Origin of the sequence: Arthrobacter bambusae (assembly GCF_022606295.1) — a bacterium.
Lineage (GTDB): Bacteria > Actinomycetota > Actinomycetes > Actinomycetales > Micrococcaceae > Arthrobacter > Arthrobacter bambusae_A.
This window is the reverse complement of sequence record NZ_JAHHZS010000034.1, coordinates 1-14,195: the sequence shown is the minus strand read 5'-3', so window position 1 is coordinate 14,195 and position 14,195 is coordinate 1. Positions and strand designations below refer to the sequence as shown.

At 63.9% G+C, this 14,195-nt stretch carries 12 protein-coding genes; 2 read left to right on the top strand and 10 right to left on the bottom strand.

Annotated elements, in window-relative coordinates; translation table 11 throughout:
* Positions 1-2: 2 nt before the first annotated feature.
* The 10 genes from murD to dinB form a co-directional block, all read right to left on the bottom strand.
* On the bottom strand, positions 3-1,604 hold the full coding sequence (murD, locus tag KNN17_RS18455; protein WP_241710352.1) for a UDP-N-acetylmuramoyl-L-alanine--D-glutamate ligase: 1,602 nt from the start codon (positions 1,602-1,604) through the stop codon (positions 3-5).
* On the bottom strand, positions 1,586-2,695 hold the full coding sequence (mraY, locus tag KNN17_RS18450) for a phospho-N-acetylmuramoyl-pentapeptide-transferase (RefSeq protein ID WP_078105572.1): 1,110 nt from the start codon (positions 2,693-2,695) through the stop codon (positions 1,586-1,588). The genes murD and mraY overlap by 19 nt, the downstream gene beginning before the upstream one ends.
* Positions 2,692-4,182, bottom strand: a complete 1,491-nt coding sequence (locus tag KNN17_RS18445; RefSeq protein ID WP_241710351.1) for a UDP-N-acetylmuramoyl-tripeptide--D-alanyl-D-alanine ligase — start codon at positions 4,180-4,182, stop codon at positions 2,692-2,694. Before KNN17_RS18445 ends, mraY begins: the two co-directional genes overlap by 4 nt.
* Before the next feature lie 6 nt (positions 4,183-4,188).
* Entirely contained in the window at positions 4,189-5,826 is a 1,638-nt protein-coding gene (locus KNN17_RS18440; RefSeq protein ID WP_242598978.1) for a UDP-N-acetylmuramoyl-L-alanyl-D-glutamate--2,6-diaminopimelate ligase, read from the bottom strand.
* Positions 5,827-5,981: 155 nt separating this feature from the next.
* The gene (locus tag KNN17_RS18435) at positions 5,982-7,778 is read right to left on the bottom strand and encodes a peptidoglycan D,D-transpeptidase FtsI family protein (RefSeq protein ID WP_372489700.1); all 1,797 of its coding nucleotides are present in this window, start codon (positions 7,776-7,778) and stop codon (positions 5,982-5,984) included.
* Between the two features lie 54 nt (positions 7,779-7,832).
* Complete coding sequence (locus tag KNN17_RS18430) at positions 7,833-8,498, bottom strand: hypothetical protein (protein WP_241710349.1); 666 nt, start codon at positions 8,496-8,498, stop codon at positions 7,833-7,835.
* Entirely contained in the window at positions 8,495-9,493 is a 999-nt protein-coding gene (gene rsmH / locus KNN17_RS18425) for a 16S rRNA (cytosine(1402)-N(4))-methyltransferase RsmH (protein ID WP_241710348.1), read from the bottom strand. The genes KNN17_RS18430 and rsmH overlap by 4 nt, the downstream gene beginning before the upstream one ends.
* Before the next feature lie 179 nt (positions 9,494-9,672).
* Positions 9,673-10,104 carry a division/cell wall cluster transcriptional repressor MraZ gene (mraZ, locus tag KNN17_RS18420; protein WP_059389147.1) on the bottom strand — a complete coding sequence of 144 codons (432 nt, stop codon included), beginning with the start codon at positions 10,102-10,104 and terminating at the stop codon, positions 9,673-9,675.
* 377 nt (positions 10,105-10,481) lie between these two features.
* Positions 10,482-10,844: a DUF3040 domain-containing protein gene (locus KNN17_RS18415; RefSeq protein WP_241710347.1), complete on the bottom strand. Its 363-nt coding sequence runs from the start codon at positions 10,842-10,844 to the stop codon at positions 10,482-10,484.
* A 236-nt stretch (positions 10,845-11,080) separates the two neighbouring features.
* Complete coding sequence (dinB, locus tag KNN17_RS18410) at positions 11,081-12,283, bottom strand: DNA polymerase IV (RefSeq protein WP_241710373.1); 1,203 nt, start codon at positions 12,281-12,283, stop codon at positions 11,081-11,083.
* Between the two features lie 162 nt (positions 12,284-12,445).
* Here dinB and KNN17_RS18405 point away from each other — a divergent pair, with 162 nt between their 5' ends.
* Entirely contained in the window at positions 12,446-12,979 is a 534-nt protein-coding gene (locus tag KNN17_RS18405) for a hypothetical protein (RefSeq protein ID WP_241710346.1), read from the top strand.
* A gap of 74 nt (positions 12,980-13,053) precedes the next feature.
* Entirely contained in the window at positions 13,054-14,067 is a 1,014-nt protein-coding gene (locus tag KNN17_RS18400) for a polyprenyl synthetase family protein (protein ID WP_241710372.1), read from the top strand.
* Positions 14,068-14,195: the final 128 nt, after the last annotated feature.

Sequence of the window (14,195 nt, the reverse complement as noted above, 5' to 3'; positions counted from 1 at the left end):
TGTTACTCCTCGGTGGTCTGTGCCTGGCCTTCCACAAGCTCGCGCACTGCCCGGATGAAAGCATCGCCACGGTGAGCGTAGGAAGAGAACTGGTCCATGGAGGCAGCCGCCGGGGCCATCAGCACAGTATCGCCGGACGCGGCGATACCTGCTGCCGACTCGACAGCATGGGCCATCACGGTGTCGCCGAAGATCGGAGACGGTTCCGCGGCGGCACCAGCTGAATCGGCGGACTGCACCATTTCAGTGTCGCCCTTGGGCTGCCCGATTACGGGCACATCCGGCGCGTGTCGCTTGAGGGACGCTTCCAGGTCAGTGGTGTCCGAGCCGATCAGCACCACCGCCTTGAGCCTGGGCGCGTTGCTTTTGACCAGCTCGTCGTAGTTGACGCCCTTGGACAAACCGCCCGCAATCCAGACGACCTTGGTGAACGCCGACAGGGCCGCTGACGCGGCGTGCGGATTGGTCGCCTTGGAGTCGTTGACCCAGAGCACGCCGTTCTGCTTGGCCACGGGCTGGATGCGGTGGTCTCCCGGAAGATAGTTCCTGAGCCCCTGGCGCACTGCGGACGGTTCGACGCCGTAGGCCCGCACCAGCGCGGCCGCGGCCAGCGCGTTGGCAACCATGTGGCGCGGCGCAGCGGGACCCAGATCAGCCATGGACGCAAGTTCCTCTGCCGAACTCTTGCGTTCTTCGATGAACGCGCGGTCCACGAGCAAGCCCTCGACGACGCCGAGCATGCTGACGGCCGGCGTCAAGGTGGTGAAACCGATTGCCCGGCAACCTTCGACCACGTCCGCGTTTTCCACCATGCGTTCGGTCTCGATCTGTTCAGCGTTGTAGATGCACGCCTTCTGGGTGTTCTCGAAGATCCTTGCCTTGTCGGCAAGGTAGGAGTCGTAGGAACCATGCCAGTCGACGTGGTCCTCGGCGACGTTGAGGCAGACGCTGGCCACAGGGGAAAGGGATTCGATCCAATGCAACTGGAAGCTGGAAAGTTCAACCGCGAAAGCGTCATACTCCACGGGGTCGCGGAGCGCGTCCAGGATGGGAGTGCCCACATTCCCCACGGCGATTGCTTTGAGCCCGGCTGCCTGCAGCATGGCTTCGGTCATGCCCACCGTCGTGGTCTTGCCGTTGGTGCCCGTGATCGTGAGCCAGTCCGCCGTCTTGCGGCCCTTGCGTTCGCGGACCCGCCACGCGAGTTCAACGTCGCCCCACACCGGCACGTGGGCCCGCTTGGCCGCTGCCAGGAGGGACTGGTCCGGCCGCCAGCCGGGAGACGTCACGACGAGTTCGGCCTTTTCGCCGTCCACGCGGGGCAGCGTTGTGACGGCGTCCTGGCCAAGGAGGACGTCGGCTGCGCCGACGATCTTCAAGGTGTCAGCCTGGGCGAGGGCTTTTGCGCTGGTGGCCGCGTCAACCACCACCACCCGTGCGCCGAGTTCGATCAAGGTATCGGCGGCCGCGAAACCGGAGACGCCAATGCCTGTCACGACGACGCGCAGGCCCTTCCAGTCGGAATCCCAACTGACGAGGTTCCGGAGCCGATCATTCGCCGATGGCTTGGTTTGAGGACTTGCGCTCACAGCAGCACCACCCATTCAGCGTAGAAAATCCCCAGGCCCGCGGCCACGAACAGGCCGCAAAGAATCCAGAATCGGACAACCACCGTGATTTCGGCCCAGCCCTTGAGTTCGAAGTGATGCTGGAGGGGGGCCATCTTGAAGACCCGCTTGCCCTTGGTGACCTTGAAGTAGCCCACCTGGATGATGACCGACAGCGTGATGAGGACGAAGAGTCCGCCGATGATGCCCAGGAGGAGTTCGGTGCGGGAGAGGATCGCAAACCCGGCGACTGCGCCGCCGATGGCCAGGGAACCGGTGTCTCCCATGAAGATCTTCGCCGGAGACGTGTTCCACCACAGGAAGCCCACCAGGGCGGCACTGCAAATGGCCGCCAAGAGCGCCAGGTCGAGCGGGTCGCGGACCGAATAGCAGCCGCTGCCCGCCTCGCGGGGTGAACCGCAGGCCTGGTTGTTCTGCCAGATCCCCATGAGCGTGTAGGCCCCGAAGACCATGATGGAGGCACCGGCCGCAAGGCCGTCCAGCCCGTCCGTGAGGTTGACGCCGTTGGTTGCGGCCGTGACGATCAGGTTCGACCAGATGACGAACAGGATGGCCCCAAGGACCGTCCCCCCAAAGGCCAGGTTCAGCCAGGGAATGTCCCGCACGAGGGAAATGTGCGTGGAGGCCGGCGTGATTCCCTGCGAGTCGGGGAAGTTCAGGACCAACACTGCGAAGACAATGCCGACGAAGGCCTGGAGGATCAACTTGGCTTTGGCATTGAGTCCGAGGCTGCGTTGCTTGGAGATCTTGATGAAATCGTCGAGGAAGCCCACGAATCCCATCCCGACCATGAGGAACAGCAAGAGCAGGCCCGAAGCCGACGGGCCCGCTGATCGTGGATTCATCATCCACATGATCAGGTGGGTCAACCCATAGCTGATGAGCACCGCGGCCACGACGACGGTACCGCCCATGGTGGGAGTACCGCGCTTGGTGTGGTGGGACGTGGGTCCGTCGTCGCGGATGAACTGGCCGTAGCCCTTCGTGACGAGGAACCGGATGAAGAGTGGCGTACCGACCAAAGCCACCAGGAGGGCGACGCCCGCGCCGATCAACAGTGCAATCACAGCAGCTCGTTCCCTTCATTTGCGGCAGTTGCAGCCGCGGTGTTCGCACTCGTTCCGGCCTGTGGGGGTAATGCTATCCGATCCCCCAAATACCGTAGGCCGACCCCGTTCGAGGACTTGAAAAGCACCAGGTCACCGGGTGCGAGCTCGGCCTGCAGCAGTTCGTAGGCCTCGTCGGCCGTTTCGGTGAAACTGCATTCCTCGCCCCAGGAGCCCTCCTGGATCGCGGAAATGTACAGCGCCCGGGCTTCGCGGCCAACCACGACGAGCCTGGAAATGTTCAAGCGGACCACTTGCGTGCCCACTGCCGTGTGTTCGCGGATGGAGTCTTCGCCAAGCTCCAGCATCGCGCCCAACACCGCCCAGGTACGGCGTCCCTGGCCGAGGTCGGCGAGGGTGCGCAAGGCTGCACGCATGGATTCCGGATTCGCGTTGTAGGCGTCGTTGATGATGGTAACGCCGTCTGCCCGCTCAGTGCGTTCCATTCGCCATCGGCTGGCCGGCGACTGCTCGCTCAGCGAGTCGGCAATCGCGGCGGCAGGGAGGCCCGCAGCGAACGCTGCGGCCGCGGCAGCCAGCAAGTTGGTGATGTGGTGCGCACCGATGAGCTTGCTGTGGACGCGGTGCGGCATCCCGCCGTCGGGCAGGTGGAGTTCGAATTCGGGGTGGCCGTCGCCGTCGATATCGGCGTTCCTCGCTTCGACCGCGGAACCGGATACGCCCGTGGCCGTGGTACCCAGCACTGTGGCCCGGGTGCGGGAGGCCATCGCCGCGACCCGCGCGTCGTCGAGGTTGATGACGGCGGTTCCATCGAGACCCAGCGCTTCGACGAGTTCGCCCTTGGCCTTGGCGATGTTCTCCACGCCACCGAACTCGCCGGCGTGCGCGCTGCCTACGCACAGAACGACGCCGATGTCCGGTTTGACCATCTCGGCAAGGTACGTGATGTGGCCCACGCCGGTGGCGCCCATTTCGATCACGAGGTAGCGGGTGCCGGCATCGGCTCCGAACACGGTGAGCGGCACGCCGACCTCACCGTTGTACGAACCTTGCGGTGCCACCGTGGCTCCGGCCCGGGAAAGAACGCCCGCGAGCAGGTCCTTGGTAGTGGTCTTGCCCGCCGAGCCCGTGATGCCGATGACAGTGAACGGCTCCCCCTGGGCGGCACGTGCGGCACGGATGCGGCGCACCGACTCTGCGGCCAGGGCACCCATCGCGATCACGGCGTCATCGACGACGACGGCGGGGTAGGGCCGTCCGTCGTCGTCGGAAACGTCGCGCTCGGTCAGCGCCAGAACGGCACCGCGCTCAAACGCGGCGCCCACGTAGGCATGGCCGTCGGCGTTCTCTCCGGGCTTGGCCACGTACAACGATCCGGCAGCCGCCTCACGGGAATCGGTAACGACGGACACCGGGACAATGCCCGGGTCCGCTGCCAATCGGCCATTGGTAATATCGGCGATCTCCGCCGCAGTAAGTGCAATCATCTCGGTCTAGGACTCTATCCGCTCGTCCGTGGAAACCTTGAATCCCCTGGCTGTCAAGGCCGCCCGGAGCTCCACCCGGTCATCGAGGGCAAGGTTGACGCCCTTCACTTCCTGCCAGACTTCATGGCCGCGCCCTGCGATCAGGATGGTGTCAGCTTCAGTGGCCAGGTCCACGGCTTGGCGGATGGCAGCGTCCCGGGGGAACGCCTCGATGATTTCGCACGCAACGTCCTCTGATGCGCGGGCGGCACGCGCCCCGGCGAGGACTTCCGCACGGATCGTCGTGGCGTCTTCGTCATGGGGATCGTCGTCGCTGACAATCACGACGTCGGCGAGCCGGGCGGCGATGGCGCCCATGGTCGGCCGTTTGCCCTGGTCACGCTGTCCTGTGGCCCCGAAAACGACAATCACGCGGGATCCGGGTGCTTGCGAACGTACGGCCTTCAGCGCCCTCGCGAGGGCGTCCGGGTTGTGCGCGAAATCGACAACGGAAGCCGGGGCTTCGGAGATCAGCTGCATCCTGCCCGGCACGGAAACGGTGAAGGGGTCGTGCCTGTCCAGGGCCGCCTGCAGGGCATGCGGGTCGATGCCGGAGTCGAGCACCATGATGGTGGCCAGGGCCGCGTTGGCGACGTTGAAGTCCCCCGGCAGCCCTGTATGGACACTCAGGACCGTTCCATCCCGGTGGCGCAATTCGAAGTCAGTTCCAAGCCCGCGTTGCTTGACCGACTCCACCGTCCAGTCAGCGTCGCCCCCAGGCGTGGCCGACAGCGTGGTCACGGGAATTCCTGCCTCGTCGGCCAGCAAGCGCCCCCAGGGGTCGTCCACGGTCACTACGGCACGCCGTGCGTGCGCGCTCGTGAAGAGTTCCGCCTTGGTCCGGAAGTACTCGTCCATGCTTCCGTGCAGGTCGAGGTGGTCTTGTGTCAGGTTGGTGAAACCGGCAACATCGAACGTCACCGAGTCGACCCTGTGGAATGACAGGGCGTGGGAGGACACTTCCATGGATGCCGCGTCGAGACCACGTTCACGCATGAGGGCGAGCAAGGCGTGGACATCCGTGGACTCGGGCGTCGTCAGCAGGCTCGGGATGGCTTCACCCCCGGCAAGGATTTCAATCGTCCCGATGAGGCCGGGGTTCATGCCCAGGGCGCGCAGGAGGGAGTTGATGAAATACGTCGTGGTGGTTTTGCCGTTCGTTCCGGTCACTCCGAAAAGTGTGGGCGAATCCCCGTCGAGCGGCTGGCTGCGGTATATGAGGGCGGCGAGGGTCCCGACGGCGGCCCGGGGGTTCCCGACGATCAGCACCGGAACGGCAAGGTCGTCAAGTGCCAATTGCCGGGCGCCCTCTTCATCGCTCAGGACCGCCACGGCACCGGCAGCCACCGCTTGGGCGACGAAGTCGGCCCCGTGACGGGTGGCTCCGGGCAGGGCCAAGTACAGATCCCCCGGCTCGACAGTGCGCGAGTTGAGGGATACACCGGTCACCGAGGTGCCGCCCGTGTCCGGGGGCAGCGCGATTCCAAGGGAGGCGGCAATGGCCTCGAGGGGAACAGGCGCCACGACGGCTGGACGGAAGCCGGGGTTGTCCGTAGCCGGCGGGTTCCCTGGAGGGATCGATACGGCGTCATTCTGCTCTGACAAGGTGGTCTCCGTTGGTACTCGTAATACTGGCCGCGGGAGAATCATGGGACTCCCGGAACGGCATGGGTGGATCGTAAAGTGGCCGGACAGATGCCCAACAAGCTTACTTGGCGAAACTGGGCTACTTGCCGTACTGGCGTGATGTGCCGTGCCGGCTACTTGCCGTATTGCGGGAACCGCGCCGGAGTGCCGGTGGACGGCGGGACGTTGTAGGTGCGCAGCACCTGGCCCATGACCGAGCGGAAGATCGGTCCTTGGGTGATGCCGTAGATGTTCCCTTTGGGGCGCTGGACAACCACCTCGACAATGAACCGTGGATTCTCCATGGGAGCCATTCCGATAATGGACGCGGTGTAGCCGTCGAATCCGGGCAGGCCATCTTCGCGGGGCGCTTCGGAGGTTCCGGTCTTGGCACCCACCCGGTATCCGTCGATGCCGGCGTCTTTCACTTCGCCCATCGTGACGTTGCTCTCGAGGATGTCACGGACCTGTTGGGCCGTGTCCGGGGTGACAACCTGCCGGGAATCCTTGGCGGGCACCTTGTTCTCCACACCGTCGGCTCCCACGTAGCCATCGATGAGCCGCGGTTGGATCATCACGCCGCCGTTGGCCACGCCTTGGTAGGCCCGGACGGTCTGGAGCGTGGACTGGGACACACCTTGGCCGAACAACACGGTGTATTGCTGCCGGTCGTCCCATTGATCCGGCTTGGCGAGAATGCCGGTCGATTCGGCGGGAAGCCCGATGTCCGGGGCTTCGCCGATGCCGAAGCGGGTGAGGTAGTCGTAACGCTGCTGCTTGCTCAGGCGGCTGCCGATCATCACGGTACCGGTGTTCATTGAATAGCCGAGGATACCGGCGAGGGTCCTCTGCTCAGTACCGTGCACGAAGGCATCAGTGAACGTCTGACCGTCAATGGTCAGGGCCGGTGGAATCGTGACGGTGTCCAGCGGGCTGGACTTCCCTTCGTTGATGGCGGCCGATGCCGTGATCATCTTCTCGACGGAACCAGGCTCGTAGGCCGCCGTCACGGACCGCACGCCGCGGTCCGCGGCCGCGACCTTCCCTGGGTCGTTGGGGTCGGGAGCGTTCGTGTCCGCCATCGCGATGATGTTGCCGGTCTTGACGTCCTCGACGACAATCGATCCCCACTCGGCATTGAGCTGGTTGACCTGGGTCTGGATCGCTTGCTGCGCAAAGTACTGGATGTCCGTGTTGAGGGTCAGTTTGACGTCCTGGCCGTTCACGGCGGGTGTCAGCAGGTCGGTCGCCACGGGAATGCGAAGCCCGTCGGCGCCGATCTCGAAGACCCGCTTGCCGTCCTTGCCGCGCAGGAGGGCGTCCTGGGTCTGCTCAAGGCCGGCCTGGCCCGTGGTGCCGTCCTTGAGGAAGCCGATGACGCCCCCGGCGACGCTCCCGTTGGGATAGACACGCTTGCTGACGCCTTCCGAAACCACCCCCGGGATGTGCAGCTGTGAAATCCGGTCTTCGACGTCCGGCTTCACTTCCTTGGCCACGACGTTGTATTTCTTGACGCCGGTCACCGCCTGGGTGACCTGGTTGACGTCCATCCCCAAGGCGCTGGCAAGTTCTGCAATGCCCTGGGACCTGGAGATCGTGTCTATGGCCTGGGTCTGGGTGTTGAAACGAGGAAACTGATCGGTGTTCGTATTGACCGTTTGGTCCACCACGATGTCGTAGCGGATCACACTGCTGGCGAGGACGGTGCCGTTGGCGTCAAGGATCTTGCCGCGTTCGGCGGGCAGGATGGTGGTTGTCAGCCTGTTGTTATAGGCCGCCTCGGCCAGGCCTCCGACGTCGAGGCCCTGGACCAGGAACAACTTGCCCCCGATCACCAGCAACAGCGTCAGCATGATTCCGAGCCCGATGCGCAGGCGCTTCTTCGCCACCGGCGTTCTCTTGTTCTTCGGTTTGCCGGTTTTCTGCACCACGTCGATTCCTTGCTGCTTGCCTTGCTGTTTACCTGACATCAGGTCGGCTGGACGCTACTGCCCGGGTACCTTCTGCTGTGGAACCGGGACCGAACCACCGTGAAGGTCCACCACCGGCGGCTTGGGTGCCGCAGGAACCACGGGCGCCTGCGGTTTGGCCGGCGTCGGGTCGGCCGTCCCGCTGGGTTTGCGGCTGTCGAGCGAATCATTCTTGGCGGGCGCGGAAGGTTGCACGCTGGACTGGCCTGCAACCGCAGGGGCGGCGATGACGGCACCGGGATTCTGTCCCTTGGTTGCCGGCGTGGCTTTACCTGTGACTGTCAGAGTGTCCAGATCGATCTGGCCCGTGGCAGTGGAAGCTACCATTCCCAATTCTGCGGCCTTCGCGGCCAGATTCTGGGGAGCTTGGTAGTTCTGCACCTGCTGTGTCAGATCCTGGTTCTGCTTGTTCAGGGACGCATCGTCGTTCCTGAGCTTCACCAAGTCGTATTGGGCCGTGGAAACCGAGATGTTCAGCACAAGGACCGTCATCAAGGCCGCCGCCAGCACGCCGAAGCAAAAGACGACGAAGGGAGTCCGCCTTCGTCCGGGAACACTCTGCACGAGAGAGAGCGGGGTCCGCGCCTTGCGGGTCGCGTCGCGCTCCGGTCCTCGGGCGGGCAGGGCACGCGCGGTGTTGCCCACAGTGGTCGGCAGGATCTTCGCGGCAGCGGTGCTCATGCTGTTCTCCTCGCTTTGATGCGTTCCACGGCCCGCAGGCGGGCAGATGCCGCACGCGGGTTTTCGGCGATTTCTTCGGGTGTCGGCACTTCCGTGCCCTTGGTCAAGGTTTTGAATTCCGGTTTGTGCTCCTCCAGCTCCACCGGGAAACCGAGCGGGGCCGATGACTTGGACCGGGACTGGAAGACGGACTTGACGATCTTGTCCTCGAGGGAGTGGTATGACATCACCACTACCCGTCCCCCCATCGCTGAGGCTGAGAGAGCGGCAGGAACTGCTCTCTCCAGGACATCGAGTTCCTCGTTGACTTCAATCCGCAAGGCCTGGAAAGTCCGCTTGGCCGGGTGCCCACCGGATTTCGCAGCCGCCGCGGGAACAACCCCGCGGATCTGCTCGACGAGTTCGCCGGTGGTGGCGAATGGCTTGGAGGCCCTCGCCGTGACGATGCGGTTGGCGATCCTGCCCGCAAACTTCTCTTCGCCCCACTTGCGGATGATCCGGACCAGGTCTTCTTCGGAGTAGTTGTTGACGACGTCAGCGGCCGTCTGGCCGCGGCTGGTATCCATCCGCATGTCCAGGGGCGCGTCGTAGGAGTAGGCAAAGCCGCGCTCCCGCTCGTCCAGTTGGAGGGACGACACACCAAGATCCATGAGGATCCCGTGCACTTCGGGGATGCCAAGGTCGGTAAGGACATCTTCGATCTCGTCGTAGACCGCATGGACGAGGTCAGTGCGGGCCGAAAACGGTTGCAGTCGCTCTCCGGCGAGGGCGAGGGCCTCTTCGTCCCGGTCTATCCCGACAAGGTGCAGGTCGGGGAACCGCTGCAGCATCGCTTCGGAGTGGCCGCCCATTCCCAACGTGGCGTCGATGGCCACGGGCGTTTCGCCGCGGCTGCGGGCCGCTTCAAAACCGGGGGCCAACAAATTGATGCACCGGTCCTTCAGGACCGGTACATGTCGCTCCGAGGTTGGTTTTGGGGCGTCTTGCTCCTCCATGCGGCCTCCTCAGAGCTGAATTGTTCGTCTGTCAGTCGGGTGGGTCGCTTCTTGAGCCGGATCCCCATCCGCGCCTATCGCAGCGTCTGCCTGGCTCCGGGGAAGGTGAGCCAGGAAAACAATGTGATGGGCGGCTGGAGATCCCGTCCAAGAAGCATTGCTGTTTCCTGTCCCGGTTTCTAAATGAACCCGGGAAGGTTGTCGTCGTCGGTCTCCGAGAAGGCGGCTTCCTTCTCGGCCAGGTACTCGTCCCAAGCCTGGGCATCCCAGATCTCTGCGCGGGTTCCGGCGCCGATGACCGCCAATTCCCGCTCGAGACCTGCGTAGCTCCGGAGCGCCGGCGGAATCGTCACGCGCCCCTGCTTGTCAGGTACCTCGTCAGAGGCTCCGGACAGGAAAACCCGGATGTAGTCACGCGACTGCTTGGAGGAGATAGGGGCCTCCCGCATGGATTCGTGAATACGTTCGAATTCCCGCTGGCTGAAGACGTAGATGCAACGCTCCTGGCCCCTTGTGAGCACCAAGCCGTCAGCAAGTTCCTCGCGGAACTTGGCGGGAAGGATGATCCGGCCCTTTTCGTCCAGACGGGGAGAATGCGTGCCAAGAAACACTGGCCCACCGCCCCCATCCGAAAAGGTGCCCGTACCTGCCCCACGCCGCCACTACCCTCTTACTTGCTCCACTTTACTCCACAAGCCCCCACAGTCAACGCAATCCGGCGTGTTTCTACCCCACTTTCGAATGCTGGAGCCTGAAAACACAGGGATTCCAGAGGTGGTTGGCAGTGGAGGAGGCTTGGCGCGGCGCTGCGGGCAGCCGCACGACGGCGGCTTCAGGGTCGCGTAGGCAGGCTCGCGAGGCGCGGCCAACCTGGGGTTAAATGCGAAAAGACCCGGTTTTCGGGTCTTTTCGCAATCAGGCCGGAGCCTGGTGGTGCAATGTGGAGGACTCGTCATCCGTGAACGACAAGCCTCCGGATGGAGCGCTCTTACTCCTCGCCGCGGCGGCGCTCGTCCCAGCGTTCCTCGAGGTTGCTCATGAAGGAGTTCCGCGCCTTACCCGGCTTGGCACTCTTCGATTTGCCGCCGGCTGCCCTTCTCAGGGTGGCGAAGTACACGCCGGCGCCCATGACAATGAAGCCCAACACCCCAAGGAAGATGTTCTGCAAGGACACACCTACCAACAACAAGAGAATCCCGGCGATAGTGCCTAGAACGCCAATAACGATGTGCCTGGTCGACCATGAGCGAATGGGGTCAGAGCCCATTGAATTGGCAAACTTCGGATCGTCCTCATGCAGTTGCTTCTCGAGTTGCTCGAGGAGCTTCTGTTCGTGCTCCGATAGGGGCATCGCGACCTCCTTTAGTCGGCCAGCGCCTGGATACGCCGCGGCCGTTGCCTTTGTTCCCTAGAAACGGATGAACCCAAAAAAGGGTTCCCGAAGACCGGGTCTTGTGAACACGGTCTCACGGAACAGACACAACAGAGCAATTTATCCAGACGGTCTAAATCTGTGTATCTCTAGGATAGTTTGTTGGCCGCTGTTCTGAAAGACACGCCGGAGGCACGCGGGAGGCTCATCGCCGCCTAGGGAGAGCCCTCCCCGTCAGTCTCCGCATGCGGTTCCAGAAGTGCAGCCGGAAGGACGGTTTTGTTGCCGAATCGCTCGGCGACACGGTCAAGCGCCTGCTCGGCGGCACGCCAGTTGTCGTCCCTGCGATCGAGGCTCAACTGCAGCGAGGCATGCTCGGCAGGCTCGAGCTGCTCGGCCCGGACTCCAACAAGGCGCACGCTCATGGGCCGCTCCCCCAAGGACGCCAGCAACTGGCTCGCCACCTGATAGATCAGCTGGGCGCTGTCCACCGGCGTATGCATTGTCTTGCTGCGGGTGATGGTCGAAAAATCCGCATACCGCAGCTTCAGCGCTATGGTCCTGGCCACCATTCCCGCAGTCCGCAGCCGTGACGCGGTTCGATGGGAGAGCCTGAGCAACTCACGGTGCAGGAGAGCATCATCCGGGGTGTCCATAGCGAACGTTTCCTCGGAGCCGATGCTCTTTTCGAGGCGCGTGGGCGTGACTGGCCGCGGGTCCAGGCCCATCGACAACCGGTGGACATGCTCTCCCGAAGCGCCGAGGACCTTTTTCAAGGATGAAGGCGGCGTGGCCGCAACATCGGCCACGGTCCGGATGCCCAATCTCGCGAGCACATCGGCGGTCTTCGCCCCGACGCCCCACAAGGCGTTCACGGGCAGGCTGTGCAGATAGGCCACGGTCTGTCCCGCCTCGATAAGCAGCAATCCGTCGGGTTTGCAGCGTGTAGAGGCAATTTTGGCAACGAACTTATTGGCGGCAATACCCACCGACGCAGTGATTCCCAGCTCTGAGGCAACGCGGCGCCGGATCAAATGGCCGATCTGGAGGGGCGGACCAAGCCTCCTGATGGCGCCGCCGACGTCCAGGAAGGCTTCGTCCACGCTCAACGGTTCCACGAGGTCCGTTATTGATTCGAATATTCCCATCAACTGCCGGGACACCTCGTAGTAGAGGCTGTGGCGGGGCTCGATGATGACCGCCCGGGGGCACATCCGCATGGCGTTGGCCATGGGCATCGCGGACTTCACGCCCAACGCGCGCGCTTCGTAGGAAGCGGACAGGACAACCGAGCGATCCACCGGGAACCCCACAATGACGGGCTTTCCCTTGAGTTCGGGCCGGGTGCGCAATTCCACTGAGACAAAAAAGGCATCCATGTCCACGTGGAGGATGCTGGTGCGCCTCAGTTCCCGCAGAGCAGCGGGATCCGGAGCGACTTCCTGGCGGGGGCCCCGCCCGTTGTCCTCTGCTTGTGGTCTCACAGGGAAATCCTATGCCGCGGCGCTGGTTACTGGACGCCGCGTCCGGCGTCCTAAACTGGAGGCAGCATCCGGCGTCGTCCCCAGGAGGAAATCCCTGTGAAGCTCTTTGGAAAGCCTCAACCCGTCAGCCTGGCCCTGTTGGCCACGGGCGTCGCGTTGACCATATCGGCTTGCGGGTCGTCCCCGGCAAGCACGGCATCCCAAGGGGCGGCGCCAGCATCGTCAGGGGCGGTCACTGCCTCGGCAAGTCCGGCGCCGGCTACCACGTCCACACCCGCGGCCGGAGCTGCGGCGAAAGTCGGCGCCCTGGTCCCTGGATTCCCGCAGCAACTGATTCCGTTGATGCCCCAGGCGGCGGTCGAATCCAGCAGCTTCGACAAGAACTCCTCCCCGGCGTCGGTGGCCTTGGTCGGCACTGTTTCGTCCCCGTCGGACGCAGTCGTGGCCTTTTATACCTCTGCGCTCACCGCGCAGGGCTTCAAGGAAGTTCCCGGCAACACTGTGGGAAGTATCAAATCAAAGGACTTCCTCCGTGGCGACAATGAAACGGTGAATATCTCGGTGGTGGAAACCGCGGGCAAATCCACGTTCACCATCGGTGCCAACGTGGCCGCCGGGTCGATCAAGTGACCACGGAGAACCTCGGCTCGGAACAAAGCCGTTTCGTGGCCGATGTCGCCGCCAAACTCAACGGCTTCCTCGGTATGCAACAGGAAACCATGGCCACCATCTCCCCCGACGTGGCTCCCCTCATGGGTTCGATCACAAGCCTTGTGACAGGTGGCAAACGGCTCCGGGCCCTGATGTGCTACTGGGGGTGGCGAGGCGCTGGAGGCGAGTCCGCGCATCCGGACATCATCACTGCCGGCTGCGCCTTGGAACTCTTCCAGGCGGCAGCCCTGATCCACGATGACATCATCGACCGCTCTGATACGCGGCGTGGAGGCCCCAGCGTCCACAAGCGGTTCAGCCAGCTCCATGAGGGCGAAGGCTGGGCCTTGGACAGCGAACGGTTCGGTCATGCGGCGGCGATTCTCACCGGAGACCTGTGCCTGTCCTTCAGCGAGGAGGCCTTCACGGAGATTGGCGGCCGGGCCGCCTCCGGTACACCCGCGCGACGGATCTTCAACCTGATGCGCGCCGAGGTCATGGCCGGCCAGTACCTGGACATCCTGGAGGAAGTCGCCGGCCCGGTCAGGGACCGCGCAGGCGCCGTCCACCGTGCCCAGTCCATCATCCGTTTCAAGTCGGCGAAGTATTCGACGGAACACCCCTTGGCACTTGGAGGCGCCCTGGCCGGTGCCAGCGAGGAACTCCTGCAAGGCTACTCAGCCTTCGCGTTGCCATTGGGTGAGGCCTTCCAGCTGCGCGACGACGTCCTGGGAGTATTCGGAGACCCCGGAACCACCGGGAAGCCCGCGGGAGATGACCTCCGCGAAGGCAAGCGGACCGTGCTGGTGGGCTTCGCCATCAACCAGGCCGGTGCCGCGGATTCGAAGTACATCGATACCATGCTCGGAAGGCAGGACCTTGGCGAGGCCGAGGTTGCCGAGATCAGGCGGATCATAGTGGATTGCGGAGCGCTCGAAGCCACGGAATCAATGATCGAGGAACTGAGCAACGAGGCTTTCGAGGCCTTGGAACGCCTCCCCCTGGCTGAGCTCCCGCTTACCGCACTCAGGCAATTGGCCGAAGCCGCCGTCAGCCGCGCCGCGTGAACTCTTGGATAAATCCAGGTTAAGGTCAGCTTAAATACCCGCCTTAAATACAGTGGTGGGGGGGGGGGGGGGGGGGGGGGGGGCGGGGGGGGGGGGGGGGGGGGTGGGGGGGGGGTGGGGGGGGGGTG

Excerpts from the sequence above, each read along its gene's own strand:
- murD (WP_241710352.1), bottom strand. The coding sequence starts at position 1,604 with ATGGGTGGTGCTGCTGTGAGCGCAAGTCCTCAAACCAAGCCATCGGCG.
- KNN17_RS18445 (WP_241710351.1), bottom strand. The coding sequence starts at position 4,182 with ATGATTGCACTTACTGCGGCGGAGATCGCCGATATTACCAATGGCCGA.
- KNN17_RS18430 (WP_241710349.1), bottom strand. The coding sequence starts at position 8,498 with ATGAGCACCGCTGCCGCGAAGATCCTGCCGACCACTGTGGGCAACACC.
- rsmH (WP_241710348.1), bottom strand. The coding sequence starts at position 9,493 with ATGGAGGAGCAAGACGCCCCAAAACCAACCTCGGAGCGACATGTACCG.
- KNN17_RS18415 (WP_241710347.1), bottom strand. The coding sequence starts at position 10,844 with ATGCCCCTATCGGAGCACGAACAGAAGCTCCTCGAGCAACTCGAGAAG.
- KNN17_RS18400 (WP_241710372.1), top strand. The coding sequence starts at position 13,054 with ATGCAACAGGAAACCATGGCCACCATCTCCCCCGACGTGGCTCCCCTC.